The organism is Bacillus sp. T17B1 (genome assembly GCF_026796395.1).
In the GTDB taxonomy this organism is placed as follows: Bacteria; Bacillota; Bacilli; order Bacillales; family Bacillaceae; genus Bacillus; species Bacillus spizizenii_A.
Genome location: NZ_JALAYA010000007.1, coordinates 1 through 26,543 on the forward strand (window position 1 = coordinate 1; position 26,543 = coordinate 26,543).

Consider the following 26,543-nt stretch of genomic DNA (forward strand, 5'->3'; position numbering starts at 1 on the left):
TTCTCGCCATAAAAAATCCCCTCCAAGTATAGTGTAACAGCCACTTTTGAAAGTGGGCTTTTTACACTGTCTACTTAGAGGGGATAATATCAATACCAGGAGCCTTTTTATTTTTAAAAAACTGTCACACCCCCGTGCCAAAGTCCTCTTTACTTTCAATTGTATAGGGACTGTAAGCGTTTTAACATAGAGTCAAAGGGAAGACGATTCTCTGAAACACATTTTCATATCTTACAACGACAAACAAAACAGGGAGGATTTATATATGCAGCAGCAAGAACAGCAGCAAGGCGGCATGAAGGTGAAAGTGCAGCGCTTCGGGAGTTATTTGAGCGGAATGATCATGCCGAATATCGGTGCGTTTATCGCGTGGGGCATCATTACCGCGCTGTTTATTCCAGCGGGATGGATTCCGAATGAACAGCTGAATACACTTGTCAGCCCGATGATCACGTATTTACTGCCGCTTTTGATAGCGTATACAGGCGGAAAAATGATTTACGACCACCGCGGCGGAGTCGTCGGGGCGACAGCGGCAATCGGGGTGATTGTCGGGTCGGATATTCCAATGTTTTTAGGTGCAATGATGATGGGGCCGCTTGGCGGTTACCTCATTAAACAGACTGATAAATTATTCAAGGATAAAGTCAAACAAGGCTTTGAAATGCTCATCAACAACTTTACGGCAGGGATTGTCGGTGCGGCTTTGACGATTCTCGCGTTTTACGCCATCGGCCCGGTTGTCCAGACGTTAAACAAACTGCTGGCGGCTGGTGTGGAAGTCATTGTACACGCGAATTTACTGCCTGTAGCCAGCGTTTTTGTGGAACCGGCGAAAGTGTTGTTCCTCAATAACGCCATTAACCATGGAATCTTAAGCCCAATCGGAATCGAGCAGGCAGCCCAAACGGGAAAATCAATTCTATTTCTAGTAGAAGCAAACCCTGGACCGGGGCTCGGCATTTTGCTGGCGTACATGTTCTTTGGCAAAGGCTCTTCAAAATCTACGGCTCCCGGTGCGGCGATCATTCACTTCTTCGGCGGAATTCACGAGATTTACTTCCCGTACATTTTGATGAAGCCGGCCTTGATTCTGGCGGCCATTGCCGGCGGAGCAAGCGGACTCTTAACGTTCACGATCTTTAATGCCGGACTTGTCGCAGCATCGTCACCGGGAAGCATAATCGCATTGATGGCGATGACGCCAAGAGGAGGATACTTTGGCGTATTGGCGGGTGTATTGGTCGCTGCTGCTGTTTCGTTTATCGTATCAGCAGTGATCCTGAAATCTTCAAAAGCAAGTGAAGATGACCTCGCTGCCGCAACAGAAAAAATGCAGTCCATGAAGGGGAAGAAAAGCCAAGCTGCCGCTGCTTTAGACGCAGAACAAGCAAAAGCTGGAGGAGCGTCTGAGCTGTCTCCTGAAAGCGTAAACAAGATTATCTTTGCGTGTGATGCGGGAATGGGATCAAGCGCCATGGGGGCATCCATCTTAAGAAACAAAGTGAAAAAGGCGGAGCTGGATATCAGTGTGACCAACACGGCCATTAACAATTTGCCAAGCGATGCGGACATTGTCATCACCCATAAAGATTTAACAGATCGCGCGAAAGCAAAGCTGCCAAACGCGACGCACATATCAGTGGATAACTTCTTAAACAGCCCGAACTATGACGAGCTTATTGAAAAGCTTAAAAAGTAATCTCATAGAAAGAGAGTGATACTCATGCAAGTACTCACAAAGGAAAATATTAAACTCAATCAAAAGGCATCATCAAAAGAAGAAGCCATCAAAATGGCAGGCCAGACGCTGATTGACAACGGCTATGTGACAGAAGATTACATTGGCAAAATGTTTGAACGGGAAGAAACGTCCTCTACTTTTATGGGGAATTTCATTGCCATTCCACATGGCACCGAAGAAGCGAAAAGCGAGGTGCTTCACTCAGGAATCTCAATCATACAGATTCCTGATGGTGTCGAGTACGGAGAAGGCAACACGGTAAAAGTGGTATTCGGCATTGCTGGCAAAAATAATGAGCATTTAGACATTTTGTCTAACATCGCCATCATTTGTTCAGAAGAAGAAAATATTGAACGCCTGATCTCAGCGAAAAGCGAAGAAGATTTGATCGCCATTTTCAACGAGGTGAACTGACATGATCGCCTTACATTTCGGTGCGGGAAATATCGGGAGGGGGTTTATCGGCGCGCTGCTTCACCACTCCGGTTATGATGTGGTGTTTGCGGATGTGAACGATATGATGGTCAGCCTTCTCAATGAAAAAAAGGAATACACAGTGGAGCTGGCTGCAGAGCGTCATTCATCAGAAGTGATCGGCCCGGTCAGCGCCATTAACAGCGGCTGTCAGCCAGAGGAGCTGTATCGGCTGATCAATGAGGCGGCGCTCATCACAACAGCGGTCGGCCCGAACGTGTTAAAGCTGATTGCCCCGTCTATCGCAGAAGGGTTAAGACGAAGAGACGCTCCAAACACATTGAATATCATTGCTTGTGAAAATATGATGGGCGGGAGCAGCTTCCTGAAGAAAGAGATATACAGCCATTTAACGGAAGCGGAGCAGGAGTCCGTCAGTGTAACGGTCGGTTTTCCGAATTCCGCCGTTGACCGAATCGTGCCGATTCAGCATCATGAAGATCCGCTCAAAGTATCGGTTGAACCGTTTTTTGAATGGGTCATTGATGAATCAGGCTTTAAAGGGAAAACGCCGACCATAAATGGAGCGCTGTTTGTTGATGATTTAACACCGTACATCGAACGGAAGCTGTTTACGGTCAATACCGGACACGCAGTGACAGCGTATGTCGGCTATCAGCGCGGACTCAAAACAGTCAAAGAAGCAATCGATCATCCGGAAATCCGCCGTGTCGTTCATTCAGCGCTGCTTGAAACGGGTGACTATCTCATCAAAACGTATGGCTTTAAACAAGCCGAACACGAACAATATATCAAAAAAATCATCGGACGCTTTGAAAATCCTTTTATTACGGACGATGTGACCCGCGTGGCGAGATCACCTCTCAGAAAACTGGGGCAAAATGATAGACTCGTAGGCCCGGCAAAGAAAATAAAAGAGCCGAATGCACTGGCGGAAGGGATTGCGGCAGCCCTGCGCTTCGATTACACTGGAGACCCTGAAGCGGTTGAACTGCAAGCGCTGATCGAAGAAAAAGGATACAGCGCCGTGCTTCAAGAGGTATGTGGCATTCAATCTCATGAACCGCTGCATGCCATCGTTTTAAAGAAACTGAATCAATAGCCGACCCGTGACAGCATGTCACGGGCTTTTTTTACCATCTCGCAATCTAGTATAATAGAAAACGCTTACGATAACAGGGAGAGGAGAATGACAATGAAACAATTCGAGGTTGCGGCAATACCGGGAGACGGAGTAGGAAAAGAGGTTGTGGCGGCTGCCGAAAAAGTGCTTCATACAGCGGCTGAGGTGCACGGGGGTTTGTCATTCTCATTTACGTCTTTTCCATGGAGCTGTGATTATTACATGGAGCACGGCGAAATGATCCCTGAAGACGGAATACATACGCTTACTCAATTCGAAGCGGTTTTCTTGGGGGCGGTCGGAAATCCGAAGCTGGTCCCTGATCATATTTCGTTATGGGGGCTGCTGCTGAAAATCCGGAGGGAGTTTGAGCTTTCCATTAATATGAGGCCTGCCAAACAAATGGCGGGCATAACGTCGCCGCTTCTGCATCCAAATGATTTTGATCTTATGGTGATTCGCGAGAACAGTGAAGGTGAATATAGTGAAGTCGGCGGACGCATTCACAGGGGCAATGATGAAATCGCCATTCAGAATGCCGTATTTACGAGAAAAGCAACAGAGCGTGTCATGCGCTTTGCCTTCGAATTGGCGAAAAAACGGCGCGGCCATGTGACAAGTGCGACAAAGTCTAATGGCATTTATCACGCGATGCCGTTTTGGGATGAAGTCTTTCAGCAGACTGCCGCTGATTACAGCGAAATCGAAACGTCATCCCAGCATATTGATGCGTTGGCCGCTTTTTTTGTAACGCGTCCGGAAACGTTTGACGTCATTGTGGCAAGCAACCTGTTCGGTGATATTTTAACGGACATCAGCTCAAGCCTGATGGGAAGCATCGGTATTGCGCCCTCTGCGAACATCAACCCGTCCGGCAAATATCCATCCATGTTCGAACCGGTTCACGGCTCAGCTCCCGACATTGCCGGCCAGGGCCTTGCCAATCCAATCGGCCAGATTTGGACTGCGAAGCTGATGCTTGACCATTTCGGAGAGGAAGAACTGGGAGCAAAGATTCTCGACGTGATGGAACAAGTAACAGCTGACGGCATCAAAACACGCGACATTGGCGGACAAAGCACAACGGCTGAGGTCACGGACGAAATCTGTACGCGTTTAAGAAAACTTTGATGAAACAGGCCAGGGCGATTGGTTGCCCCGGCCAAACAATTTCCTTACAAAAATGTCCACAAGACTAACCAAGAAGATCCAAATGCTGTATAATGATTTGGAATTCTTAGGAAGGTTTTGGGTGAAGGAAGTTGAATGCAAAATCAATTACGTTAAAGCAAAAAATAAAAACCAAATGGATCGTTGTACTCAGTATTGTTTTTATCGCAGCGCTCGTTTTTACGATCAGAATGGTATTTTACAAGCCTTATCTCGTTGAAGGCTCATCAATGGCTCCGACTCTTAGAGATTCAGAAAGAATTCTGGTTGACAAAGCAGCCAAATATACAGGCGGATTTCACAGAGGGGACATCATAGTCATTCATGATAAAGTGAGCGGCCGTTCATTTATCAAACGATTAATCGGTTTGCCTGGTGACAGCATTAAAATGAAGGATGATCAGCTATACATAAATGGTAAGAAGGTGGAAGAGCCGTACCTATTGGAGCAAAAACAAGAGGTCAAAGAGTTGGGTGTACCCTTAACAGGTGACTTCGAAGTTGAGGTTCCATCAGGGAAATATTTTGTAATGGGAGATAATCGTCTCAATTCGTTGGATAGCAGAAACGGAATGGGGATGCCAACTGATAAAGATATCATCGGTACTGAATCTCTCGTCTTTTATCCGTTCGGTGAGATGAGACAAGCAAAATATAACGATATCAGCTGACATCACTGATAAATCTGTACGCGTCTATGAAAACTTTGATAAAACAGAGCGGACGGTTTTTCTGCCTTGTATTTGATGATGGAAAGCGTTTTGAAGAAGAGTGGCCTGTCAAAATAAACGACTCAGAATTGGCAAAGCCATGAAGAGCTTCAAACTGTAAATCTCCAAATTGATCAGCTCAAAGCTGATATATAATAGTCAAAAAGGAGAAATATTATGAACTCATTATCTTTGCCACATCGCTATCCGTTTTTGTTTATTGATGGCGTAAAGGAAAGCGAGCCCGGCAAACATGCGGAAGCGTATAAGCTGATCAGTGAGAACGACTGGTATATCACTGATACGCAAACAGAAATGCCGTTTTCACTTGTGATTGAAGCACTTGCGCAAACCGCGGCTTTTACAGGGGTTACGGATGAGAACAGCTTAGGCTTATTGTCTTCCGTGAAGAAAGCGGAAAAACTGGGTGCGGCCATGCCCGGTGACCGGCTTGATCTAACGTTTGACGTTACACGCAATCGCCGCGGGTTTGTGTTTGGACATGCCAAGGCGTCAGTGGGCGGGCAGCCTGTTGCTGAAGCTGAAATCGGCATTTATATTGAAAAATGAAAAAAACCCTTCACAACGATTTGTGAGGGGTTCTATTATTTCGTATCGTAGTCCCGTTCGCTTTGTGAGTCATCTCTTTGCTGCCGTTTGTGTTTTACATCCTTCATGTTTTCCTTTAGCTCTTCATTCGGAATCGGATCGGTTAAGTCATTGTGTTCGGGGTTTTCATTTGGCCGGTTTTGCTGTTTTCTTTCTGTCATGTTTCATCACCTCACCGTTTGTTTTCCTCTTATCAGCGCACTTCAAACATGTGAAATCGCTTTTTTGTTCCGCTGGGTATAATGTATTAGAATAGAAAGAAGAACAACTAAAAGGCAAAGAGAGGTACATATATGTCTATTCAAAGAGAAGATGTAGATATCAAGCTGATCGCAATTGATATGGATGGAACGCTGCTGAATGACGAGCAGCTGATCTCGGATGAAAACCGTAAAGCCATTCGTGAAGCCGAGGATAAGGGCGTGTACGTGGTGATCAGCACGGGCAGGACACTGATGACGTGCCGGGAGCTGGCGGAATCGCTGAAGCTGTCATCCTTTTTAATCACGGCAAACGGCAGCGAAATCTGGGACTCGAATTTTAATCTGGTGGAACGCAAGCTGCTTCATACAGATCATATTCAAATGATGTGGGATTTGCGGAATAAGCACAACACCAATTTCTGGGCTTCTACCGTAAATAAAGTATGGAGAGGCGAGTTTCCGGAAAACATTACAGATCATGAATGGCTCAAATTCGGCTTTGACATTGAGGATGACGACATCCGAAACGAAGTGCTGGAGGAGTTGAGAAAAAACAAAGAGCTCGAAATCACAAATTCAAGCCCGACAAACATTGAAATCAACGCGCTTGGCATTAACAAAGCCGCAGCCCTTGCGAAGGTTTCTGAAAAACTCGGCTTTACGATGGAGAATGTGATGGCGATGGGTGATAGCCTTAATGACATCGCGATGATCAAAGAAGCGGGTCTGGGCATCGCGATGGGCAATGCGCAAGACACTGTGAAAGAAACGGCTGATTGGATTACGGATACTAATATTGAGAATGGTGTCGCAAAAGCGATCTGCCATTGGGTACTATAAAAAAGGGAGTCCTAAGATGGACTCTCTTTGTTTTTAGTTTGGCAGGTTATCTTTTGGGACCATGGTAGGTTTTCTGACAAAAGTATTTCACAAACTGATATGATTGATTATAATTGAAGCAAAGTTCAAAAATTCGGAATAGTCATTCCGAATTTCGGAACAATAAATATATAAAGCATATCGTTTGCTTTGGCAGGAGGGATTCTGTGTTTCAGGTTGATTTGAACTGTGATTTAGGAGAAAGCTTCGGAGCCTACACGATAGGCCTTGACCAAGATATTTTAGAATATGTCACATCAGCGAACATCGCATGCGGATTTCATGCAGGAGATCCTAGCGTCATGCGGAAAACAGTCGCGCTTGCGGCAGAAAAAGGCGTGAAAATTGGCGCACATCCAGGCTTGCCGGATTTACTCGGTTTTGGGCGCCGTAATATGGCGATTACCCCTGAGGAAGCGTATGATCTCGTCGTCTATCAAATTGGCGCACTCTCTGGTTTTCTAAAAGCAGAGGGACTTCACATGCAGCACGTCAAGCCGCATGGCGCTTTATACAATATGGCGGCAGTCAATCAAAAGCTGTCGGAGGCTATCGCGAAAGCTGTCTATAAGGTTGATCCCGATCTGGTTCTTTTCGGTCTTGCTGAGAGCGAGCTCGTAAAAGCGGGAGAACGGATCGGACTTCAGACGGCAAATGAAGTGTTCGCCGATAGAACATACCAAGCGGACGGTACGCTGACACCGCGCTCCCAGCCGGATGCACTCATTGAAAGTGATGATGCCGCCGTCACCCAGGTAATCAAAATGGTGAAAGAAGGGGCGGTCACATCTCAGCAAGGACATGATGTGTCATTAAAAGCAGATACCGTTTGCATCCATGGAGATGGAGCCCGTGCGCTGACATTTGCGCAAAAAATCAGAAAACAACTCAACGCGGCAGGAATTGAAGTGACGGCTATCTCAGCACAGAAGTCAACATAAAGGAGGATCACTCTAGATGGAGCAGCAGAAAAAAAATGCAGGAAAAAAAGCGGGCAGCTGGTCATTGCTGATGGGTGCCGCCTTTTTAATGGCCACCTCGGCAATCGGCCCAGGTTTCCTGACACAAACCGCAACATTCACAAACACACTCGCGGCAAGCTTCGGTTTTGTTATCTTAATCTCTATTATTTTAGATATATTCGCTCAAACCAATGTCTGGCGCATTATCGCAGTGTCTGGAAAACGCGGTCAGGAAATTGCGAATATGGTGCTTCCGGGACTGGGATATTTCATCGCCATTCTTGTCGTGCTTGGCGGACTAGCTTTTAATATCGGGAATATCGGAGGTGCCGGTCTCGGACTTCAAGTTCTGTTCGGCATTACACCAGAAACAGGCGCTTTGATCAGTGCTGTTGTTGCCATTTTAATCTTTTTAATTAAAGAAGCAGGAAAAGCAATGGACCGCTTTACGCAAATTGCGGGCTTTGCCATGATCATCTTAACACTGTACGTTGCCATTACGTCTGCACCGCCAGTTGGACAGGCTGCGGCAAACACCTTTGCCCCTGAACAAATCAGTATATTTGCAATTGTGACACTTGTTGGCGGGACAGTTGGCGGATACATCACGTTTGCTGGGGGACACCGCTTACTGGATGCTGGCATTAAAGGAAAGGAAGCGATTCCGCAAGTAACAAAAAGCTCAGTTGCAGGAATTTTAATTACATCTGTTATGCGAATTGCCCTTTTTTTAGCTGTGCTCGGCGTTGTTTCAAAAGGCCTGCATATTGACGAGAGCAATCCGGCGGCTTCAGTGTTCCAGCTTGCAGCTGGAAATGTTGGTTATAAAATTTTCGGATTGATCATGTGGTCTGCGGCCATTACCTCTGTTATCGGGGCAGCTTATACGTCTGTTTCGTTCTTTAAAACCTTTTCTCCGAAAATTGAAAGGAATTCACGCGTCATTATTATCGGGTTTATCGTGATTTCTACGTTAGCTTTTGTCACAATCGGACAGCCTGCGAAAATCCTCGTGCTTGTCGGTTCACTGAATGGCTTGATTCTGCCGATTGCACTCGGAACGCTGCTTATTGCCGCATATAAGAAAAAGATTATTGGTGATTATAAACACCCGCTTTGGCTGACCGTTTCAGGTGCACTGGTTGTAATCGTAATGGCGATTATGGGAGTCTATACGTTATTTACACAACTTCCTCAATTGTGGAGCTGATAAAGGTGGAGCAATTAAATAAAATGGCGCGCCAAAGGATGTGCGCACCTTAATACGAGAGGGAAAAATAACCGGGCCGACCGCAGGATTGTCCGGCGGCTATGCCCAACCGAATCTTGTGATTTTAAAGAAAGACCTTGCGTTTGACTTCCTGCTGTTTTGCCAGCGGATTCAAAAGCCCTGTCCTGTGCTGGATGTGACAGAAGCTGGTTCGCCAGTGCCGTCGCTGGTCGCGCCGGATGCTGATATCAGAACAGGCAGGGTATCTTGACGGAAGAAGGATCTGATATTACGCCATATTGGGAGGATGACTTTATCGTCTTTCTAATCGGATGCAGTTTCTCTTTTGAACAGGCGCTGATCAATAATGGAATAGCTGTCAGGCATATTGATGAGTGGAGAAACGTCCCGATGTATCAAACGATTATCGATTGTGTTCCGGCAGGGCCGTTTCAAGGACAATGGTTGTCAGCATGAGACCCGTTCCAGAACGGCTGGCTGTACGCGCCGCACAAGTGACCTCACGTTTTCCGGCTGTGCACGGAGGGCCGATTCATATCGGCAATCCGGGAGCAATCGGCATTCGCAATTTGGACAAGCCGGATATTGGTGATGCCGTTTCCATTCGTGAAGGCGAGGTTCCTGTTTTTTGGGCGTGCGGGGTGACACCACAAGCCGTGGCTATGAATGTAAAACCTGAAATGGTCATCACACATGCGCCGGGCACATGCTCATCACAGATATCCGAGACGAGTCGCTTGCGGTGCTGTAACCTCTCGTCCTCCAAATGAACGAGAAATAAAAAGAGGTGAGAAAGATGACTGAACGATTTCAAATCGAGCAGCTCGGTGATTCTGCAATGATGATCCGATTTGGAGAAGAAATAAACGAGCAGGTTAACGGCCTTGTCCATGCCACGGCCGCTTATATAGAAGAACAGCCATTTCCGGGATTCATTGAATGCATCCCGGCTTTTACAAGTCTGACGGTATTTTATGATATGTATGAAGTATACAAGCATTTGCCTCAAGGCATAAGCTCACCTTTTGAGAAGGTCAAAAGCGATGTCGAAGAAAGACTGAGGGAAATCGCTATAGACTATGAGAACAACCGCCGTATTGTAGAAATCCCTGTCTGCTATGGCGGTGAATTCGGGCCTGATTTAGAAGAGGTGGCGAAGATCAATCAGCTGTCACAGGAGGAAGTCATCGACCTTCATACAAGCGGCGAATATGTAGTGTATATGCTGGGCTTTGCACCTGGTTTTCCTTTTATAGGCGGGATGTCCAAACGTATCGCCGCTCCGAGGAAATCTTCGCCAAGGCCGTCGATTCCCGCCGGTTCAGTTGGAATTGCAGGAATGCAAACAGGTGTGTATCCGATTTCAACGCCGGGCGGCTGGCAGCTGATCGGCAAAACGCCGTTGGCTCTGTTTCGGCCGCAGAACAACCCGCCGACGTTATTGAGGGTGGGAGATATTGTCAAATTCGTGCGTATCTCAGAGGATGACTATCACGCCTATAAGGAGGAGTCCAATTGAGCATGAAAGTGTTAAAGCCCGGACTGCTCACAACGGTTCAGGATATAGGCAGAACGGGGTATCAAAAATACGGCGTTCTGGCAAGCGGAGCCATGGATACGGTTTCGCTGCGCATTGCCAATCTGCTGATCGGCAACAGCGAAAATGAAGCCGGTCTTGAAATTACGCTGATGGGGCCCGGTCCGTCCTTTTATTTTTCAAAAACGACGTTGATTGCGGTGACAGGGGCGGACTTCACTTTGCGTATTAATGAAGAGGAAGCCCCTTTATGGAAGCCCGTGCTCGTCAAGGAAAACAGCACGGTCAGCTTTGGTCCCTGCAAACTCGGCAGCCGTGCGTATTTAGCAACAGCTGGTGGCTTCGATGTGCCTGCCGTCATGGAAAGCAAAAGCACGTACGTCAGAGCGGGGATCGGCGGACTTCATGGCAGAGCGCTTCAAAAGGAAGATGAACTATCCATTGGAGAGACGTCATCTCTTTCGCAAGCCATTCTTTCCCGATTAAGCCCGCAACTTGGAAAACAGGGATTTGCAGCGCCGAAATGGTCGGTCAGCCGCGGGAGGTTTCTGCCATTGAAAAAGAATCCTGTCATTCGGGTGCTGGAAGGAAAACAATTCGGCTATTTTACAGAAGAATCGAAAACGCGTTTTTATGAAGAAACATTTCGTGTCACGCCACAGTCCGACCGTATGGGTTACAGGCTCAAAGGAGAACCGCTCGAACTAAAGGAACCGCTGGAGATGGTGTCGGAAGCGGTTTCGTTTGGAACAGTTCAGGTGCCGCCTGACGGCAACCCGATTATCCTGCTTGCAGACCGGCAAACGACCGGCGGCTATCCGAGAATCGCGCATATCATATCCGCTGATCTTCCGATTGTCTCCCAAATCATGCCGGGCGAGCACATCCAGTTTGAGCCTATATCCCTTCAAGAAGCGGAAGCGCTTGTGATAGAACGGGAACAGCATATAAAAGAACTGAAAACGAGAATGAAGATGGAATGGCTGACTTAACAAAGGGGATGAATATGCAGAATAAAAACAAAACCGTAGTCAAATCTATGGCTCTGCTTCATTTGTTTTTGCATGAACCAAGCCTTACCTTAAGTGAACTGGTATCACTGTCAGGTATGCCGAAAACCTCTGTTCACCGGATGGTCAGCTCTTTAGAGGAAATGGGGTTCCTCAATCGTGATTCGTCCGGCTCTTATTCGCTGGGACTAGTGTTTTTGGAATTCGGACAGCTTGTCGCTGACAGACTGGATATCAGAAAAATAGCGAAACCGGTGATGGAAGAGCTGTGCCGGGAAGTGGATGAGGCTGTGCAATTGATCATGAGGGAGGGCAATGAAGCGATATATGTTGAGAAAATAGAAGGGACACAGACTGTACGGCTGTACACGGCGATCGGCAGGCGTTCTCCTCTGTATGCTGGAGCGTGCGCCAGAAGCATTTTGTCCTTTCTCCCCCGTGAAGAAATCGAAACATATATCAAACAAACTGAGCTCCTTGCAATTGGCTCCGGAACGATTACCGATCCTGAAAAACTGTTGCAGGAGATTGATGCCTCTGTGCAAAATGGCTATACCGTCAGCTATTCAGAGCTCGAAAACTATACAGCGGCTATCGGCGCCCCGATTTTTAACCATAAGCGTCAAGTGGCAGCCGGCATCAGCATTGCAGGCTTTGAAGCGAGATTTACAGAAGACAGGCTGCCTTATTTAACAGAAAAGGTGAAGGCTGCCGCTTTACAGATTTCCAGAAAAATAGGGTATTCATAAGTAGCCGATCTTTTCTTCGCTGCGTACATTAACGTATCGACGTTCAGGAGTGGAGGAAAGAACATGGTGCTTCGATATACAGCACTGGGGGATTCTTTGACGACAGGGAGAGGCTCCGGGCTGTTTTCTCCCGGCTTCGTCCACCGTTTCGGAGACATGATGCAAGCCGACTTGAAAACAAAAACGGCAATTTCTATCTTTGCCAAATCAGGCTTAAATACAGAAGAAATTCTGGGGCTTCTGTCCTATCCCTATGTGCAAAAATGTATTCAAGACGCTGACGTGGTGACCATCACAGGGTGCGGAAACGATCTCATCGATTCGGTCTTAGCCTACCAGACGTCTAAGGACGAAACGATCTTCAGCCGTGTATCCGCCCATTGCCATGAGAATTTTGAAAAGATGATTGCCAAAATCGCTGAAATCAAAGGAGTAAACCCGTCCCCGTACGCCATCCGTGTGTTCAACTTATACAATCCGTTTCCCGGCATTGAAATCGCTGGCAAATGGATCACATCTTTTAATTCACATTTAGAAAAACTAGCATTAGCGCCCCGTGTCAAGATTGCGGATGCCTACAGCATTTTCAAAGGTAAAGAACAGGAATATCTGTCCTTTGACGGTGTCCATCCGAACAGCAAGGGCTATCAAGCGATGGCTGAAGCAGTGCACAAGTTAGGCTATAAAGAATTGTCAGTTTCATAGAAAACGCGCCTTATGGCAAGGCGCGTTTTTATGTGTGAATGAAATATTAAAAGAAACTTAAAATTCCCTTTCTTCTGTTCTACAGACAAAAAAAGTGCGCTAGAATAATGGAGGGCGTAGGCAAATATAGCCATGTCGTTCAATATTTCGTATATAAGGAAGGATGGTCCTTTTGTTTCGGATTTTTAAAATGTCTTTTGCTGTTATCATTATTGTACTGGCGCTTATTGCTTTTAAATATACGGAACACACCTCTGTTATCCAATCGGTCATGCTCATCTTTCTTGGCGCCGTCATGTTTATGCAGGGGCTTGAAGAGCGCAAAAAAGAAAACGACGGATCAGGCGCTTTTAATATTTATACCGCCGTTTTCGTATGGTCTGTCTCTCTCATCGGTTTTACACTTCATATTATATAAATCTATTGCACATCCTGAAAATGCTCGACCGTCGGGAATGGGGTATAGAACCGATGAAGCAAGGCTTTCCACTCTTGATACTCTGAAGAACCGCGAAAGCCTTCCGTATGGTCCTCAAGTGTTTCCCACTCCACAAGCAGCAGATATCTATGTGTTTCTTCCATGCATTTTGATAACGAGTGAGTGATATAGCCCTTCATGGCGGAAATAATCGGCGCCGCTTGCCGAAACGCCTCCTCAAACTCTTGTTCAAGCCCTTCTTTAATGTGAAGCATTGCTGCCTCTCTGACCATGTCATCCCTTCTTTCCTTCTTTTCAAATAGTCTACAGCAAACGACAGGAGATTTCTGCAAAATTGAAGAACCTTTTCCTTCATTTTCAAAAAAATCTTGCACGCACCAATTCATTTAAGAGAAAATAATAGGTGGAAGGCAGGGGAAAGTCATGTTAAAAAAGTGTATTCTACTAGTATTTCTATGCGTCGGATTGATCGGGTTAATCGGATGCTCCAAGACAGATTCACCAGAGGATCGCATGGAAGCATTCGTAAAACAGTGGAACGATCAGCAATTCGATGACATGTATCAAAGCCTGACCAAAGATGTCAAAAAAGAAATCTCCAAAAAAGATTTCGTCAACAGGTATAAAACCATCTATGAACAGGCAGGCGTAAAACATCTGAAAGTCACTGCGGGAGAAGTGGATGAAGACGATAAAGACAACAAAACGATGAAGCATATCCCGTATAAAGTCAGCATGGATACAAATGCGGGCAAGGTCAGCTTCAAAAATACCGCTGTGCTGAAATTAGAAAAAACAGATGACGAGGAGTCATGGAATATAGATTGGGACCCATCGTTTATTTTCAAGCAGCTGGCTGATGACAAAACGGTACAAATTATGAGCATTGAACCAAAACGCGGCCAAATCTACGATAAAAACGGGAAAGGCTTGGCCATCAATACAGATGTTCCAGAAATCGGAGTTGTTCCCGGAGAGCTTGGCGACAAAAAAGAAAAAGTCATAAAAGACCTCGCGAAAAAGCTTGATTTGACTGAAGGCGATATCAAGAAAAAGCTGGATCAAGGCTGGGTCAAGGACGATTCGTTTGTGCCTGTCAAAAAGGTCAAGCCGGACCAGCAAAAATTAGTGTCTGAGGCGACATCATTACAAGGTGTAACAAGAAGGAATATCAGCTCCCGATATTATCCGTATGGCGAAAAGACAGCCCATTTGACAGGCTATGTCCGCGCCATCACTGCGGAAGAACTGAAGAAAAAGAAAGACGGAACGTACAGCGATACGTCTAACATCGGCATCGCCGGTCTTGAAAATGTGTATGAAGACAAGCTAAGAGGCACAACCGGATGGAAAATCTACGTGCCGCAAACAGGAGAAGTCATCGCTGAAAAGAAAGCGAAGGACGGCGAGGATCTTCATCTTACAATTGATATCAAAACGCAAACGAAGCTGTATGAAGAATTGAAGGATGACAGCGGGACGGCAGTCGCACTGCAGCCGAAGACAGGCGAAACACTCGCACTTGTCAGCGCGCCTTCTTACGATCCAAACGGATTTATTTTCGGCTGGAGCGATAAGGAATGGAAAAAACTAAACGAAGATAAAAACAATCCGTTTTCAGCGAAATTTAACAAGACATACGCACCGGGTTCTACGATTAAACCGATTGCGGCTGCCATCGGAATTAAAAACGGCACCTTAAAAGCCGATGAGAAGAAAACCATCAAAGGAAAAGAGTGGCAAAAAGATTCAAGCTGGGGCGGCTATTCAGTCACACGTGTGTCAGAGAGCCTTCAGCAAGTTGATCTTGAAAATGCCCTCATCACGTCAGACAATATTTATTTTGCACAGAACGCGCTTGATATGGGAGCGGACACCTTCACAAAAGGCTTGAAAACGTTCGGCTTCTCAGAGGATATTCCATATGAATTCCCGATCCAGCAATCGTCTATCGCAAATGACAAGCTCGATTCAGACATTTTGCTTGCTGATACAGGGTATGGACAAGGACAAATGCAAATGTCTCCGATTCACTTGGCAGCTGCTTACACGCCATTTGTCGACAACGGAGATCTTGTCAAGCCGACGCTAATCAAAAAAGATTCGCAAACAGCTGATGTTTGGCACAAGCAAGTCGTCACGAAGGAAGGCGCGGCAGACATTACAAAAGGTCTGAAGGGCGTTGTGGAAGACGAGCGCGGATCAGCGTATCAGCCTGCCGTAAAAGGAATCACTGTTGCCGGAAAAACAGGAACAGCCGAGCTGAAATCATCAAAAGATGATAAAGATGGCGCGGAAAATGGCTGGTTCGTCGGCTACGATTACAAAAACAAAGACCTGCTTGTCGCCATGATGATCCAAAATGTGCAGGACCGTGGCGGCAGCCACTATGTCGTTGAAAAAGCGAAAAAACAATTTCAATCGAATTAAAATGCCTTTTTGACGGGAGCGAAAGGAAAAAGGGGATCTAAGGCCGAATGAACTAGTAAGGGGGCAAAACCCGGTTTATACAAAGGAAAGAGGGATTTTGCATGCAGCGTATTCAATTGGCGGAGGATCTTCAATTTTCAAGAGTCATACACGGGCTTTGGCGGCTGAATGAATGGAACTATTCAGATGCCGAGCTGCTCAGCCTCATTGAATGGTGTATCGATCACGGCATCACAACCTTTGATCATGCGGATATTTACGGTGGCTATACGTGCGAAAAGCTGTTTGGAAACGCCCTTGCCCTTTCGCCTGGATTAAGGGAAAACATAGAGCTGGTCACTAAATGCGGCATCGTTCTAGAATCACCTGAACGTCCCGCTCACAAATCGCATCATTATAATACAAGCAAGTCACATATTTTGGCATCTGTTGAGCAATCCCTTCTAAACCTTAGAACGGATTATATCGACGTGTTGCTGATTCACAGACCGGACCCGCTCATGGATCCAGAGGGAGTAGCAGAGGCATTTCAAGCGCTGAAATGCTCCGGCAAGGTCAGACACTTCGGCGTTTCAAATTTTAAAGATCACCAGTATCGCATGCTGGAATCGTATTTGCCTGAGAAGCTTGTGACCAATCAAATTGAGCTTTCTGCATATGAATTAGAAAATGTTCTGGACGGCACTTTGAATTTGTGCCAAGAAAAACGGATTTCGCCGATGGCATGGTCACCGCTGGCAGGAGGCAACGTTTTCACTGGGGACACGGAAAAAGACCGCCGCGTCCGCTCGGCGCTCGAATCCGTTCAGGCGGAAATCAGCGCCGCTTCATTGGACGAGGTGATGTACGCATGGCTGTTCACGCATCCGGCCGGCATCATGCCGATTGTCGGAAGCGGAAAACGCGAGCGGATTTCCGCCGCAGTAAATGCTTTGGAATACAAGCTTGACCATGATCAGTGGTTCCGTATTTTTACAGCCGTACAGGGTTACGATATTCCTTAACAAAAGCACCAGCTTAACAGCTGGTGCTTTTTCAATATTGTCACACCGCTTAGTGCCAAATGACCATTTATATTTGATTGAAACTCAATTGAAAGCGTTTTATATTATTAAGCAAACCTCTCTTTTTCCTCTCAGTATCTCCTTGCGACTTCATCCGCACATCACGACTGTCTAGGAGGCCTTTTTTATGTATATGACTGCCAGAGAACAAAAGCTTTTAAAGCACTTGTTATTACAAAATCGATATGTAACCGTAACTGAGCTTGCTGAGCTGATGGAAGTCAGCACGAGAACCATCCATAGAGAGCTCAAATCAATTAAGCCGCTAATGGAAACCGTCGGGATTACGCTGGATAAACAGCCTGGAAAAGGGCTGAAAGCAGTGGGCAGTCCCGAGGATAAACAAAAGTTGCTTACTGATTTATCATATGAACAGCATGAATATAGCGCGGACGAACGGAAACTGCTCATTCTCTGTTCGTTATTAGAGTCTCAGGAGCCCGTCAAGCTGTACACGCTAGCCCATGACCTGCAGGTGACGAATGCCACAGTCAGTTATGACTTAGACGATCTGGAGAAATGGATTTCTCCCTTCGGATTGACACTGATCCGTAAAAGAGGGTTTGGCATCCAGCTCATTGGACCGGAGAATGCAAAACGTAAAATTGTCGGCAACCTGATTGTGAACCGTCTCGACATCCAAGTGTTTTTGGAAGCGGTTGAATTAAACATTAAAGGTAAAGCCGATTCTTCAGAATCAGAAAAAATGTTTGGCGTAGTCAGCAAAGGCGAGCTGTTAAAAATGGAACGGATTCTATTTCAGTTGAAAGAAGAAATCGCTTTTTCATTGTCCGACAGCTCTTATATAGCGCTCGTCGTCCATCTGACGTTTGCGATTGAACGAATCAAGCTTGGGGAAACCATCACCATGGAGCAAAATGAGCTTGAGGAACTGAAAAGTGTGAAAGAATACAGCTCCGCGCTTGCAATCGCTGGCGAGCTTGAACGTGCCTTTAGTGTGACAATTCCAGAGGCAGAGGTCGGCTATATCACCATCCACCTTCGAAGCGCCAATCGCAAATATAAGACAGAATACAAAACGCAGGAAATCGAACTGGAAACAGCCCTGCAAACAAAGCGGCTCATAGCTTTTATTTCGGACAAAATCAGAATGGATCTCACGAAGAACTACTCTTTATATGAAGGCCTGATCGCCCATTTGGAGCCTGCCGTCAGCCGCATAAAAGAAAATATCGAGATATACAATCCGATGAAGGAACAGATCAAACGCGATTATTTTCTGCTTTATATGGCGATCGAAGAAGGCGTGGAAAAGTATTTTCCGGGTATGTCCTTTTCTGATGATGAGATCGCTTTCATCGTCCTTCACTTCGGGTCCGCCCTTGAAATCAAAAAAGAAGAAGCAAAACTGAAAGCGCTTGTCGTATGCTCAAGCGGGATCGGCTCTTCGAAAATGCTTGCTTCAAGACTGAAGAAAGAGTTGCCGGACATTGAATCGTTCTACATGTCGTCCTTGATCGAGCTGAAGGGCAGGGATGTTCAATCCTACGATTTGATTGTTTCCACCGTTCCGATTCCTTACGAATCCATTGATTACATTATGGTCAGCCCGCTTTTAAATGAGGAAGACACAAACCAGGTGAAGCAGTACATCAAGCGGAAAATTCCTCTCATTCTTGACAAGAATAGAAATTCAAAGGAAGACACGCAGCATGCTGATGTACCCGACATGCTGGCAGCGGCGGAAAGCATGGGGCGGTACATGGCCGTCATTCAAGATGTTCTGCGCCACTTTACACTAACTCACCTCAAAACAAGCCCGGTTCATAGTATGCTTCTGTTAGAGCTTTTTCAACAGCTGAAGAAGGATGGCTTGATATGTGATCCGAAAAAAGCGGCGGTTTGCCTGGCAGAGCGGGAGAAACAAGGGGGATTGGGAATACCGGGGACGAACATGGCGCTTTATCATCTCAAAAATGATGAAATCGTCCTACCTTTTTTCAAAATGTATGATCTCAGCACCTCTTATGAAGTGAATGGCATGGACGGAGATACCCTCAGCATGACACGCATCCTCGTTATGATGGCCCCGGGCTCATTATCTGCTGAAGGATCGGAGATTTTAAGCGCTATCAGCTCCGCAATAATCGAGAGCAGAGAGAGCATGGCGGGGTTTCAGGAAGAGGGAGAGCAAGAACTGTATCAGCGGTTAAATCACATATTTTTCACATGGATGAAGGAAAAAAAACTCTTGTAATCCGGCATGGCACACGTCAAAAGATTGGCGTGTGTTTTTATGTGGATAGGGTGCAAAATAAGAAAAAGTAGGACTATTTTATCATTCATCAATGGAATAATTCCAAAATGAAATAGTTTTACAAGTTATCCTTTTTGGGTTAAAATGGGTGAGGTAAGGAAGATAATCTAACAAATAATTGAAGATTCAAGAGAATATAGGAGATGACAATATGGAAACATTACAGCATCTGATTCTGCATGACATGCCGAATAGCGAAGAAATAGAGGCTGTAAAAAGCGGAAACCATACCCTGACATATGCAGGTTACCGTAAACGGATTAATCAGCTGGCGAATGCCATGCTTCAAAAAGGAATTCAAAAGGGCGACCGTGTCGCATTGCTTTGCAAAAACGGCCATCCTGCATCAACTGTTATGTTCGCGGCGCTTGAAATAGGTGCTGTTGTGGTACCTGTCAGCTGGCAGCTGAAACCATATGAAATGACAGGCATTTTAAAAGCAAGTGAACCGAAAGCGATGTTTTACGGAGCGGAGTTTAAAGAGACACTTGGCGAAGTTCTTCCCGAACTGTCTACATTGCATATAACAATAGAAACAGGAACAGCTTACGAAACGTCTGCTGAGTTTGAAGCTCTGTTTGCCGGTTCTGATCATTTGCCAGAAACTGAAATGGTTTCCCCAGATGATACAGCGCTACTGATGTTTACGTCTGGTACTACAGGAAACCCGAAAAGATGCATGATCACACATGGCGGCATCTACAGATACGTCCAAAGATCCAGCAGCTCAGCAGCACGCATGAAGGGGCTTCGTTTCCTCGCGTGCCATCCGATTTACCATACGAGTGCGCTCATTTGCATCATGCTTGGAACGTTTGCAGGAACAACATTTGTATTTACAAAGGATCAAGACCCTGTTCACATGCTGAAGGTCATTGAAGAAGAAAAAATTCAGACTGTGATGGCTCTTCCTGTGTTTTACACGTACTTGCTTGAAGCGTGGGAAACGCACCAAACTGACTTATCTTCGCTTGTGATATTAATGACAGGCGGAACAAAAGTGCCAAGCAGCCTGATCCGCCGCTATCTTGATATTGGCATTCCGCTCGCGCACGGCTATGGAAGCACTGAGGCTTGGGGAATCAGCACATGGATGCCTGATATGGGAATGGATAAAGCGGCCTCTGCAGGAAAGCCTGTGGCAGGTGTTAAAGTCAAAGTGGAAGATCCTCAGACGGGAGAAGAACTCCCTCAAGGGGAAATTGGCGAAATCGTTGTTCATACCCCATTCTTATTTAAAGGCTATGAAGACAATCCTGAAGCAACAGCGAAAGTGCTGCAAAACGGCTGGTTCAGAACCGGAGATTCAGGTTATGTAGATGAAGATGGTTTTATTTTCATCACTGGACGCTATAAGGATGTCATTATTTACGGAGGCGATAACGTCTATCCGGATCAGGTTGAAGAAGTCATCCAGCAGATTCCGGGAATCCTTGAAACAGCTGTGGTCGGTATTCCAGATCCGCTGTACGGTGAAAAGCCGAAAGCTTTTATCGTGACAAACGCCGGCCAGCTTATAACGGAAGAGGATGTCATCGCATTCTGTAAAGAACGATTATCCGCATACAAAATACCTGAAGTCGAATTTGTTAAAGAACTGCCGAAAAACAACCTCGGCAAGGTAAAAAAAGACGTCTTGCGCAAGCAGGCTGTACATTCATAAAAAGAAGCCCGCCACTTTATATGGCGGGCTTCTTTGCTGTTGCACAGACGGAGAGCTCAGGCTTAATGTTTTTAAATTGCAACTCAATGTCTTCGAAGCCGGCTGCTTTGAAGTCTGCAATCATCTGTTTTCCAAATGATTTGGTTTTCTTGGGACTCGCATCCGCTTCTCGCGGCTGCATCGTAATCGCTGCTTTGCCGCCGGGCTTTAGCGCCTGGTAAATCTGTTTTATGCCTTTTTCCTGGTCATTCCAGATGGTGTAGTTGTTAACGGAAATTACTTTATCATAAAACGAGGTGGTGAGAGGAAATGTCTCGACACTTCCTTGTATCAGGCGCACTTCCTTCAATTTTACTCTGCGGGCGGCCAGTTTCAGCATGGTCTCTGACACATCAATCCCATGAAGATGAATGTCCTTTTCACGTTTTAGCATCTGTTCCATGCAGTATCCCGGCCCAAACCCCACTTCTAAAATGTTGTCCCCGCGTGTGATCCCCAGCAGATCTATTGTCCACTGATTCAATGTTTTATTTTCAGCAGCCATGATGTACCCGGCAATCATGCCGAATACGCCCTTTGGCTTGCTGAATTTTTCTGAAAGCATATTAATCATTCAGCAACCCCCTTTGTAAGTTATTTCCTCCTTGCGTTTCATGTGAAACATTTTTCTGATAAAACATTACGAAGATGCCAACCCATGTTTATCCAACGAACATGTGAGGTACACAACAAATAGACATGAAAACAAAGGAGGAGAATTATCATGGCCAATTATCCAAAAGAACTGCCGGCCCAAACCCAAAATCGCCAACCGGGAATTGAAAGCGAAATGAATCCAAGTCCGGTGTATGAGTATGAGGATTATAAAGGAGCGGACAAATTAAAAGGGAAAGTAGCGCTCATTACAGGCGGTGACAGCGGGATCGGGCGCGCGGTATCCGTTGCTTACGCAAAGGAAGGAGCTGACATCGCCATTGTGTATAAGGATGAGCATGGAGACGCCGAAGAGACGAAGAAACGTGTAGAACAAGAAGGCGTCAAATGCTTGCTGATTGCTGGTGACGTAGGCGAAGAGGAATTCTGCAATGAAGCGGTTGAAAAAACGGTCAAGGAATTAGGCGGCCTTGACATACTTGTAAACAATGCCGGTGAACAGCATCCGAAGGAAAGCATCAAAGACATTACAAGCGAACAGCTTCACCGCACATTCAAAACAAACTTTTATTCTCAATTTTATTTAACTAAAAAAGCAATTGACTTTCTGAAACCGGGCAGCGCCATCATCAATACGACTTCCATCAACCCGTACGTAGGGAATCCGACCCTGATTGATTATACAGCGACAAAAGGGGCGATCAATGCCTTTACAAGAACAATGGCGCAGGCGCTTGTCAAAGATGGCATCCGTGTGAATGCAGTCGCGCCGGGGCCAATCTGGACGCCATTAATTCCAGCTACATTCTCTGGTGAAACAGTCGCCCAATTTGGGCAAGATACGCCGATGGGCCGTCCTGGACAGCCTGTTGAGCACGTCGGCTGTTATGTGCTGCTGGCATCAGATGAGTCATCTTACATGACAGGCCAGACACTGCATGTCAACGGCGGAAATTTTGTGACGACATAAGTGGGAGTGAGACATATGGGCATCACGAAAGAAGAAGTTAACAGCTACTATCAAAAAGCAGGCATTGTATTAACGGACGAGGAAGTAGACCAAATTCAGCTCATGGACTACGGCTTAGGGAAAGAAAGAAAAGTCGGGCTCCAGCTTTTCGTCTACGTCAATACAGACCGTTATTGTTCAAAGGAACTGGTGCTGTTTCCGGGACAGACTTGCCCGGAACACCGCCATCCGCCGGTTGACGGCCAGGAAGGCAAGCAGGAAACCTTCCGCTGCCGCTACGGAAAGGTGTATCTTTACGTAGAAGGAGAAAAAACGGAGCTTCCAAAGGTCCTCCCACCGCAGGAGGATAGAGAACACTATACGGTCTGGCACGAAATTGAACTTGAACCGGGCGGGCAATATACCATTCCCCCAAACACCAAGCATTGGTTCCAGGCCGGGGAAGAAGGTGCCGTGGTGACGGAAATGTCTTCGACGAGCACAGATAAACATGATATCTTTACCGATCCAAGAATATAAGGATGAGGCGTAACAGCCCATCCTTTTTTGTATTGAAAAAAATAAAATCACCGCTATAATGGGTAAAAAAGGAAAGAGGGCGAGGGAATGTTTACCTGCAAGGTAAATGAGCACATCACCATCCGATTACTGGAGCCAAAGGATGCGGAGCGGCTTGCCGAACTTATTATAGAAAATCAGCAGCGGCTTGGCCAGTGGCTGTTTTGGGCGGAAAATCCAAGCAGTGCTGAAACGTACAGTGAAACGATCATCCCAGGTTGGCGGCGGGAGTATGCCGACCTAAGCAGCATCGAAGCGGGGCTCTTTTATGACGGCAGCCTATGCGGCATGATCGGACTTCATCATCTAGACCAGATCAATCGAAAAGCGGAAATCGGCTACTGGATTGCCAAAGAATTTGAAGGCAAAGGCATCGTTACCGCCGCCTGCCGAACACTCATCACATATGCTTTTGAAGAGCTTGGGGTGAATCGCGTTGCTCTCTGTGCTGCTGTCGGGAACAAAAAAAGCAGAGCGGTCCCGGAACGGCTCGGCTTTCAAGAGGAAGGAAAGGCACGGGACGGCTTATTCGTTAATGGCAGGTATCATGACCTTGTTTATTACAGTTTGCTGAAGCGTGAATGGAAAGATTCAAAATAAAGCGCGCATTTTCTTGTTTAAATCTTACCCAGATGTGGAAAAGTAACAGCGGAGACGTTAAAAAGGAGTGATTCGAGATGAATCAGCAAGACGTTAAGCAAAAAGTACTTGATGTTCTAGATCACCATAAAGTAGGTTCGCTCGCAACGGTTCAGAAGGGCAAACCGCATTCCCGCTACATGACTTTTTTTCATGACGGGCTGACGATTTATACACCGACAAGCAAAGACACTCATAAAGCCGAAGAAATTGAAAACAACCCCAACGTTCACATTTTATTAGGCTATGATTGTGAAGGCTTTGGCGACGCGTATGTTGAAGTTGAAGGAAAAGCCAAAATCAACAACTCGGCAGAACTGAAGGACAAAATATGGAGTTGCAAATTAGAGCGCTGGTTTGACGGTAAGGATGATCCGAATCTGGTGATTCTTGAAATTGAACCGGAGGATATCAGGTTAATGAATGCCGGAGAGAAAACACCGGTCTCACTCGAATTATAAAAAACTTGTGTTTTCAGGGGCGATATGTTATCATGAATAGCTAGTAAGAAAAATAAGCAAATAAAAAAGAAAGTAAACTTCTTTTTTCTGTTTTGAGAGAGAAGCTTACCGCTTCCCAAGCAGCATAACCAGCTGCCCTTATTCTTTTCCTTCATAACAAATCGCCCCTAACGATGAGATGGAAAAAAGACTTTTTTGTTTTACAATTCACACCGGCGCGGCTTCGGAGCCGCAGTGACGATTGAGAGGTAGGGCTTTCGTTGTCTTGTGTTCAAGAAATTTCCATGGTGTTTACTTTCCAGAATGATTCTTCGGAACAATGCTTTATGAATCTAACCCGCCCGACTTGGCGGATGATATAATCTTTATTTGCGTATAGAAAAGAATAAGACAAACCGCTCGGCATACGCCGGCGGTTTTTTATTGTTAAAAAACACCCCGCACTGAAACCTCTTTGTCTTCTTTTCAGTCTTATCTCTAGGATGAAATTGGAGGAAGAATAACGTGCATGTCATGACAACACAAGTGCTTTTTATTTTCTGTTTTTTATTACTGATTCACTCAATAGAAACCTTAGCTTATGCCACAAGGCTTTCCGGGGCACGCGTAGGATTTATTGCGTCCGCGCTTTCCCTATTTAATGTCATGGTCATCGTGTCCAGGATGTCGAACATGGTGCAGCAGCCCTTTACTGGACATTTAATCGATAATGCTGGAAAAAATGCCCTTGCGATTGTAGGCGAGCAGTTCCGCTTCTTGATATTTGGATCGACAGTCGGCACCATCCTGGGCATTATCCTGCTCCCGTCTTTTGTTGCTCTTTTTTCACGGGCGATTATTCACTTGGCGAGCGGCGGCGGCTCCGTTTTTCAAGTGTTTCGAAAGGGATTCTCGAAGCAAGGGTTCAAAAATGCTCTTTCCTATTTGCGTCTGCCGTCTCTTTCATATGTAAAGGGATTCCACATCCGCTTGATTCCGAAGCGTTTGTTTGTCATCAACATGCTGATCACATCGATTTATACGATTGGCGTGCTCTCAGCTTTGTACGCAGGCCTTCTGGCGCCGGAGCGCAGCACGACAGCCGTTATGGCATCGGGCTTGATTAACGGAATTGCGACGATGCTGCTGGCGATTTTTGTTGATCCTAAGGTATCCGTTCTTGCCGATGATGTGGCAAAAGGAAAACGAAGCTATACGTATTTAAAATGGACCTCTGTAACGATGGTCACGTCAAGGGTGGCGGGCACTCTCCTCGCCCAGCTGATGTTTATTCCGGGCGCCTACTATATCGCGTGGCTGACAAAGTGGTTTTGATAAGAAAGGCTGGATTATAAAAATCCAGCCTTTTTCGCGCTTACTTATTTATATTTCCTTAATCCGCGGTCGTACAAAAAGTTTCCGAACGGGACAAAAGCGGCGATGAAGCCAGCGGCTGACCATTTCAGCGGCCATTTGACAGAGAAGGTTGCATACGCCAAGACTAGCAAATACAAAATGAACAACCCGCCGTGAACCGAACCGACAATTGTCACCGCAAGCGGAAGGTCCGCCCAATATTTTAGCGGCATGGCGATGAACAGCAGGATTAAGAGTGACATTCCTTCAATAAAACCCATTGTGCGAAGTTTTCCGATCGGCGTTTGCAGCATAAATCACCCTCCTTGTGGACACGTTTTCATTCTATACTATAAACAATCCAGAGAGCGCATATGACAGCTTTAGAAAATGTTCGGAAAATATTCATTTTTAGATGCTATTTCTAGGGGACTGTACTTGTCATTTACAAAAATACCCGAGATAATGTGTACAAAATCATAAAAGAAGGATGTTGAAATGAAACTTGATCAGATTGATCTGAATATCATTGAGGAGCTGAAGAAAGACAGCCGTTTGTCAATGAGGGAATTAGGCAGGAAAATTAAGCTGTCGCCGCCATCCGTGACAGAACGCGTAAGGCAGCTTGAATCGTTCGGGATCATTAAGCAATACACGCTGGAGGTCGATCAGAAAAAGCTGGGGCTTCCTGTTTCCTGCATTGTGGAAGCAACCGTCAAAAACGCGGATTACGAGCGGTTTAAAAGCTATATTCAAACATTGCCGAATATCGAATTTTGCTACCGGATTGCGGGAGCAGCCTGCTACATGCTGAAAATTAACGCTGAAAGCCTCGAAGCGGTAGAAGAATTCATTAACAAAACATCGCCCTACGCGCAAACCGTCACTCACGTTATTTTCTCAAGGATTGACACGAAGAACGGGCGCAGTTAGAGAAGGCTTGTTCAAGTCTGTTATAATAAAAGGATGAGCGTGAAAGAAAGAG

The 26,543-nt window shown here is 45.9% G+C and carries 29 protein-coding genes and 1 pseudogene; 26 read left to right on the top strand and 4 right to left on the bottom strand.

From position 1 onward, the window contains the following. Positions 1 to 265 precede the first annotated feature (265 nt). The 6 genes from MOF34_RS04415 to MOF34_RS04445 all read left to right on the top strand — a co-directional run bounded on the left by MOF34_RS04415 (position 266) and on the right by MOF34_RS04445 (position 5,752). On the top strand, positions 266 to 1,702 hold the full coding sequence (locus tag MOF34_RS04415) for a PTS mannitol transporter subunit IICB (protein ID WP_268398747.1): 1,437 nt from the start codon (positions 266 to 268) through the stop codon (positions 1,700 to 1,702). Positions 1,703 to 1,726: 24 nt separating this feature from the next. Next, positions 1,727 to 2,158, top strand: a complete 432-nt coding sequence (locus MOF34_RS04420; protein ID WP_268398749.1) for a PTS sugar transporter subunit IIA — start codon at positions 1,727 to 1,729, stop codon at positions 2,156 to 2,158. A gap of 1 nt (position 2,159) precedes the next feature. Next, entirely contained in the window at positions 2,160 to 3,281 is a 1,122-nt protein-coding gene (locus tag MOF34_RS04425; RefSeq protein ID WP_268398750.1) for a mannitol-1-phosphate 5-dehydrogenase, read from the top strand. 87 nt (positions 3,282 to 3,368) lie between these two features. Continuing rightward, entirely contained in the window at positions 3,369 to 4,433 is a 1,065-nt protein-coding gene (locus tag MOF34_RS04430; protein WP_268398752.1) for a tartrate dehydrogenase, read from the top strand. A gap of 131 nt (positions 4,434 to 4,564) precedes the next feature. Beyond that, entirely contained in the window at positions 4,565 to 5,143 is a 579-nt protein-coding gene (gene sipU / locus MOF34_RS04435) for a signal peptidase I sipU (protein WP_268398754.1), read from the top strand. A 216-nt stretch (positions 5,144 to 5,359) separates the two neighbouring features. Next, complete coding sequence (locus tag MOF34_RS04445) at positions 5,360 to 5,752, top strand: 3-hydroxyacyl-ACP dehydratase FabZ family protein (RefSeq protein WP_268398756.1); 393 nt, start codon at positions 5,360 to 5,362, stop codon at positions 5,750 to 5,752. A 35-nt stretch (positions 5,753 to 5,787) separates the two neighbouring features. Here the strand turns inward: MOF34_RS04445 and MOF34_RS04450 are convergent, their stop codons facing one another. Beyond that, a complete protein-coding gene (locus tag MOF34_RS04450) occupies positions 5,788 to 5,952 on the bottom strand; it encodes a hypothetical protein (RefSeq protein ID WP_268398758.1) in 165 nt (54 codons plus the stop codon). Positions 5,953 to 6,084: 132 nt separating this feature from the next. Between MOF34_RS04450 and MOF34_RS04455 the strand changes: the two genes are divergently transcribed. The 10 genes and pseudogenes from MOF34_RS04455 (at position 6,085) to MOF34_RS04500 (ending at position 13,485) form a co-directional block, all read left to right on the top strand. Next, positions 6,085 to 6,834 (top strand): phosphoglycolate phosphatase, encoded by a 750-nt coding sequence (locus tag MOF34_RS04455; RefSeq protein WP_019713339.1) that lies wholly within the window; start codon positions 6,085 to 6,087, stop codon positions 6,832 to 6,834. A gap of 206 nt (positions 6,835 to 7,040) precedes the next feature. Beyond that, complete coding sequence (gene pxpA, locus MOF34_RS04460) at positions 7,041 to 7,814, top strand: 5-oxoprolinase subunit PpxA (RefSeq protein WP_268398760.1); 774 nt, start codon at positions 7,041 to 7,043, stop codon at positions 7,812 to 7,814. A gap of 16 nt (positions 7,815 to 7,830) precedes the next feature. Further along, entirely contained in the window at positions 7,831 to 9,045 is a 1,215-nt protein-coding gene (locus MOF34_RS04465) for an NRAMP family divalent metal transporter (protein ID WP_268398761.1), read from the top strand. A gap of 40 nt (positions 9,046 to 9,085) precedes the next feature. Further along, positions 9,086 to 9,316, top strand: coding sequence for a hypothetical protein (locus MOF34_RS04470; RefSeq protein WP_237708007.1), 231 nt, complete (start codon positions 9,086 to 9,088; stop codon positions 9,314 to 9,316). Continuing rightward, positions 9,313 to 9,836 (top strand): annotated as a pseudogene (locus MOF34_RS04475) (D-glutamate cyclase family protein). The gene MOF34_RS04470 and the pseudogene MOF34_RS04475 overlap by 4 nt, the downstream one beginning before the upstream one ends. Positions 9,837 to 9,862: 26 nt before the next feature. Beyond that, a complete protein-coding gene (pxpB, locus tag MOF34_RS04480; RefSeq protein ID WP_268398763.1) occupies positions 9,863 to 10,585 on the top strand; it encodes a 5-oxoprolinase subunit PxpB in 723 nt (240 codons plus the stop codon). A 2-nt stretch (positions 10,586 to 10,587) separates the two neighbouring features. After that, complete coding sequence (locus MOF34_RS04485; protein WP_268398844.1) at positions 10,588 to 11,595, top strand: biotin-dependent carboxyltransferase family protein; 1,008 nt, start codon at positions 10,588 to 10,590, stop codon at positions 11,593 to 11,595. A gap of 14 nt (positions 11,596 to 11,609) precedes the next feature. Continuing rightward, a complete protein-coding gene (locus MOF34_RS04490) occupies positions 11,610 to 12,362 on the top strand; it encodes an IclR family transcriptional regulator (protein WP_029316985.1) in 753 nt (250 codons plus the stop codon). A gap of 63 nt (positions 12,363 to 12,425) precedes the next feature. Continuing rightward, positions 12,426 to 13,067 (top strand): SGNH/GDSL hydrolase family protein, encoded by a 642-nt coding sequence (locus tag MOF34_RS04495; RefSeq protein WP_019713345.1) that lies wholly within the window; start codon positions 12,426 to 12,428, stop codon positions 13,065 to 13,067. 172 nt (positions 13,068 to 13,239) lie between these two features. Beyond that, positions 13,240 to 13,485, top strand: a complete 246-nt coding sequence (locus tag MOF34_RS04500; protein WP_268398766.1) for a YczI family protein — start codon at positions 13,240 to 13,242, stop codon at positions 13,483 to 13,485. A 2-nt stretch (positions 13,486 to 13,487) separates the two neighbouring features. Here MOF34_RS04500 and MOF34_RS04505 read toward each other — a convergent pair whose 3' ends face one another. Beyond that, positions 13,488 to 13,778: an antibiotic biosynthesis monooxygenase family protein gene (locus MOF34_RS04505; RefSeq protein ID WP_019713346.1), complete on the bottom strand. Its 291-nt coding sequence runs from the start codon at positions 13,776 to 13,778 to the stop codon at positions 13,488 to 13,490. 151 nt (positions 13,779 to 13,929) lie between these two features. Between MOF34_RS04505 and pbpC the strand changes: the two genes are divergently transcribed. From pbpC to MOF34_RS04525, 4 genes are all read left to right on the top strand, one after another. Continuing rightward, entirely contained in the window at positions 13,930 to 15,936 is a 2,007-nt protein-coding gene (gene pbpC / locus MOF34_RS04510) for a penicillin-binding protein 3 (protein WP_268398768.1), read from the top strand. A gap of 101 nt (positions 15,937 to 16,037) precedes the next feature. Further along, entirely contained in the window at positions 16,038 to 16,940 is a 903-nt protein-coding gene (locus MOF34_RS04515; RefSeq protein WP_268398770.1) for an aldo/keto reductase, read from the top strand. A 187-nt stretch (positions 16,941 to 17,127) separates the two neighbouring features. Beyond that, a complete protein-coding gene (locus MOF34_RS04520; protein WP_268398771.1) occupies positions 17,128 to 19,218 on the top strand; it encodes a BglG family transcription antiterminator in 2,091 nt (696 codons plus the stop codon). 211 nt (positions 19,219 to 19,429) lie between these two features. Beyond that, entirely contained in the window at positions 19,430 to 20,941 is a 1,512-nt protein-coding gene (locus tag MOF34_RS04525; protein WP_268398772.1) for a class I adenylate-forming enzyme family protein, read from the top strand. Positions 20,942 to 20,957: 16 nt separating this feature from the next. Here MOF34_RS04525 and MOF34_RS04530 read toward each other — a convergent pair whose 3' ends face one another. Continuing rightward, on the bottom strand, positions 20,958 to 21,554 hold the full coding sequence (locus MOF34_RS04530) for a class I SAM-dependent methyltransferase (RefSeq protein ID WP_268398774.1): 597 nt from the start codon (positions 21,552 to 21,554) through the stop codon (positions 20,958 to 20,960). A 150-nt stretch (positions 21,555 to 21,704) separates the two neighbouring features. Between MOF34_RS04530 and MOF34_RS04535 the strand changes: the two genes are divergently transcribed. The 5 genes from MOF34_RS04535 (at position 21,705) to amj (ending at position 25,537) form a co-directional block, all read left to right on the top strand. Then, positions 21,705 to 22,565, top strand: a complete 861-nt coding sequence (locus MOF34_RS04535) for an SDR family oxidoreductase (protein ID WP_268398776.1) — start codon at positions 21,705 to 21,707, stop codon at positions 22,563 to 22,565. Between the two features lie 15 nt (positions 22,566 to 22,580). Continuing rightward, a complete protein-coding gene (gene lyxE, locus MOF34_RS04540; protein WP_268398777.1) occupies positions 22,581 to 23,084 on the top strand; it encodes a D-lyxose ketol-isomerase in 504 nt (167 codons plus the stop codon). A gap of 87 nt (positions 23,085 to 23,171) precedes the next feature. Then, entirely contained in the window at positions 23,172 to 23,723 is a 552-nt protein-coding gene (locus tag MOF34_RS04545) for a GNAT family N-acetyltransferase (protein ID WP_268398779.1), read from the top strand. A gap of 77 nt (positions 23,724 to 23,800) precedes the next feature. Further along, on the top strand, positions 23,801 to 24,223 hold the full coding sequence (locus tag MOF34_RS04550; RefSeq protein WP_268398780.1) for a pyridoxamine 5'-phosphate oxidase family protein: 423 nt from the start codon (positions 23,801 to 23,803) through the stop codon (positions 24,221 to 24,223). A 504-nt stretch (positions 24,224 to 24,727) separates the two neighbouring features. After that, entirely contained in the window at positions 24,728 to 25,537 is an 810-nt protein-coding gene (gene amj / locus MOF34_RS04555) for a lipid II flippase Amj (protein WP_268398782.1), read from the top strand. Positions 25,538 to 25,581: 44 nt separating this feature from the next. Here the strand turns inward: amj and MOF34_RS04560 are convergent, their stop codons facing one another. Further along, on the bottom strand, positions 25,582 to 25,872 hold the full coding sequence (locus MOF34_RS04560; protein WP_019713357.1) for a DUF3817 domain-containing protein: 291 nt from the start codon (positions 25,870 to 25,872) through the stop codon (positions 25,582 to 25,584). A gap of 184 nt (positions 25,873 to 26,056) precedes the next feature. Between MOF34_RS04560 and lrpC the strand changes: the two genes are divergently transcribed. Continuing rightward, positions 26,057 to 26,491 (top strand): transcriptional regulator LrpC, encoded by a 435-nt coding sequence (lrpC, locus tag MOF34_RS04565; protein ID WP_268398784.1) that lies wholly within the window; start codon positions 26,057 to 26,059, stop codon positions 26,489 to 26,491. The last annotated feature ends 52 nt before the right edge of the window (positions 26,492 to 26,543 follow it).

Bases quoted from the DNA above. Each gene is read 5' to 3' on its own strand.
- pxpB (WP_268398763.1), top strand. From the start codon at position 9,863: ATGACTGAACGATTTCAAATCGAGCAGCTCGGTGATTCTGCAATGATG.
- MOF34_RS04545 (WP_268398779.1), top strand. From the start codon at position 23,172: ATGTTTACCTGCAAGGTAAATGAGCACATCACCATCCGATTACTGGAG.
- MOF34_RS04420 (WP_268398749.1), top strand. From the start codon at position 1,727: ATGCAAGTACTCACAAAGGAAAATATTAAACTCAATCAAAAGGCATCA.
- MOF34_RS04455 (WP_019713339.1), top strand. From the start codon at position 6,085: ATGTCTATTCAAAGAGAAGATGTAGATATCAAGCTGATCGCAATTGAT.
- MOF34_RS04505 (WP_019713346.1), bottom strand. From the start codon at position 13,778: ATGGTCAGAGAGGCAGCAATGCTTCACATTAAAGAAGGGCTTGAACAA.
- MOF34_RS04425 (WP_268398750.1), top strand. From the start codon at position 2,160: ATGATCGCCTTACATTTCGGTGCGGGAAATATCGGGAGGGGGTTTATC.
- MOF34_RS04485 (WP_268398844.1), top strand. From the start codon at position 10,588: ATGAAAGTGTTAAAGCCCGGACTGCTCACAACGGTTCAGGATATAGGC.
- MOF34_RS04520 (WP_268398771.1), top strand. From the start codon at position 17,128: ATGTATATGACTGCCAGAGAACAAAAGCTTTTAAAGCACTTGTTATTA.
- lyxE (WP_268398777.1), top strand. From the start codon at position 22,581: ATGGGCATCACGAAAGAAGAAGTTAACAGCTACTATCAAAAAGCAGGC.
- MOF34_RS04415 (WP_268398747.1), top strand. From the start codon at position 266: ATGCAGCAGCAAGAACAGCAGCAAGGCGGCATGAAGGTGAAAGTGCAG.
- MOF34_RS04560 (WP_019713357.1), bottom strand. From the start codon at position 25,872: ATGCTGCAAACGCCGATCGGAAAACTTCGCACAATGGGTTTTATTGAA.
- MOF34_RS04535 (WP_268398776.1), top strand. From the start codon at position 21,705: ATGGCCAATTATCCAAAAGAACTGCCGGCCCAAACCCAAAATCGCCAA.
- MOF34_RS04525 (WP_268398772.1), top strand. From the start codon at position 19,430: ATGGAAACATTACAGCATCTGATTCTGCATGACATGCCGAATAGCGAA.
- MOF34_RS04530 (WP_268398774.1), bottom strand. From the start codon at position 21,554: ATGATTAATATGCTTTCAGAAAAATTCAGCAAGCCAAAGGGCGTATTC.
- MOF34_RS04550 (WP_268398780.1), top strand. From the start codon at position 23,801: ATGAATCAGCAAGACGTTAAGCAAAAAGTACTTGATGTTCTAGATCAC.
- MOF34_RS04450 (WP_268398758.1), bottom strand. From the start codon at position 5,952: ATGACAGAAAGAAAACAGCAAAACCGGCCAAATGAAAACCCCGAACAC.
- MOF34_RS04515 (WP_268398770.1), top strand. From the start codon at position 16,038: ATGCAGCGTATTCAATTGGCGGAGGATCTTCAATTTTCAAGAGTCATA.
- MOF34_RS04430 (WP_268398752.1), top strand. From the start codon at position 3,369: ATGACAATGAAACAATTCGAGGTTGCGGCAATACCGGGAGACGGAGTA.
- pbpC (WP_268398768.1), top strand. From the start codon at position 13,930: ATGTTAAAAAAGTGTATTCTACTAGTATTTCTATGCGTCGGATTGATC.
- MOF34_RS04445 (WP_268398756.1), top strand. From the start codon at position 5,360: ATGAACTCATTATCTTTGCCACATCGCTATCCGTTTTTGTTTATTGAT.
- MOF34_RS04495 (WP_019713345.1), top strand. From the start codon at position 12,426: ATGGTGCTTCGATATACAGCACTGGGGGATTCTTTGACGACAGGGAGA.
- lrpC (WP_268398784.1), top strand. From the start codon at position 26,057: ATGAAACTTGATCAGATTGATCTGAATATCATTGAGGAGCTGAAGAAA.
- MOF34_RS04490 (WP_029316985.1), top strand. From the start codon at position 11,610: ATGCAGAATAAAAACAAAACCGTAGTCAAATCTATGGCTCTGCTTCAT.
- MOF34_RS04465 (WP_268398761.1), top strand. From the start codon at position 7,831: ATGGAGCAGCAGAAAAAAAATGCAGGAAAAAAAGCGGGCAGCTGGTCA.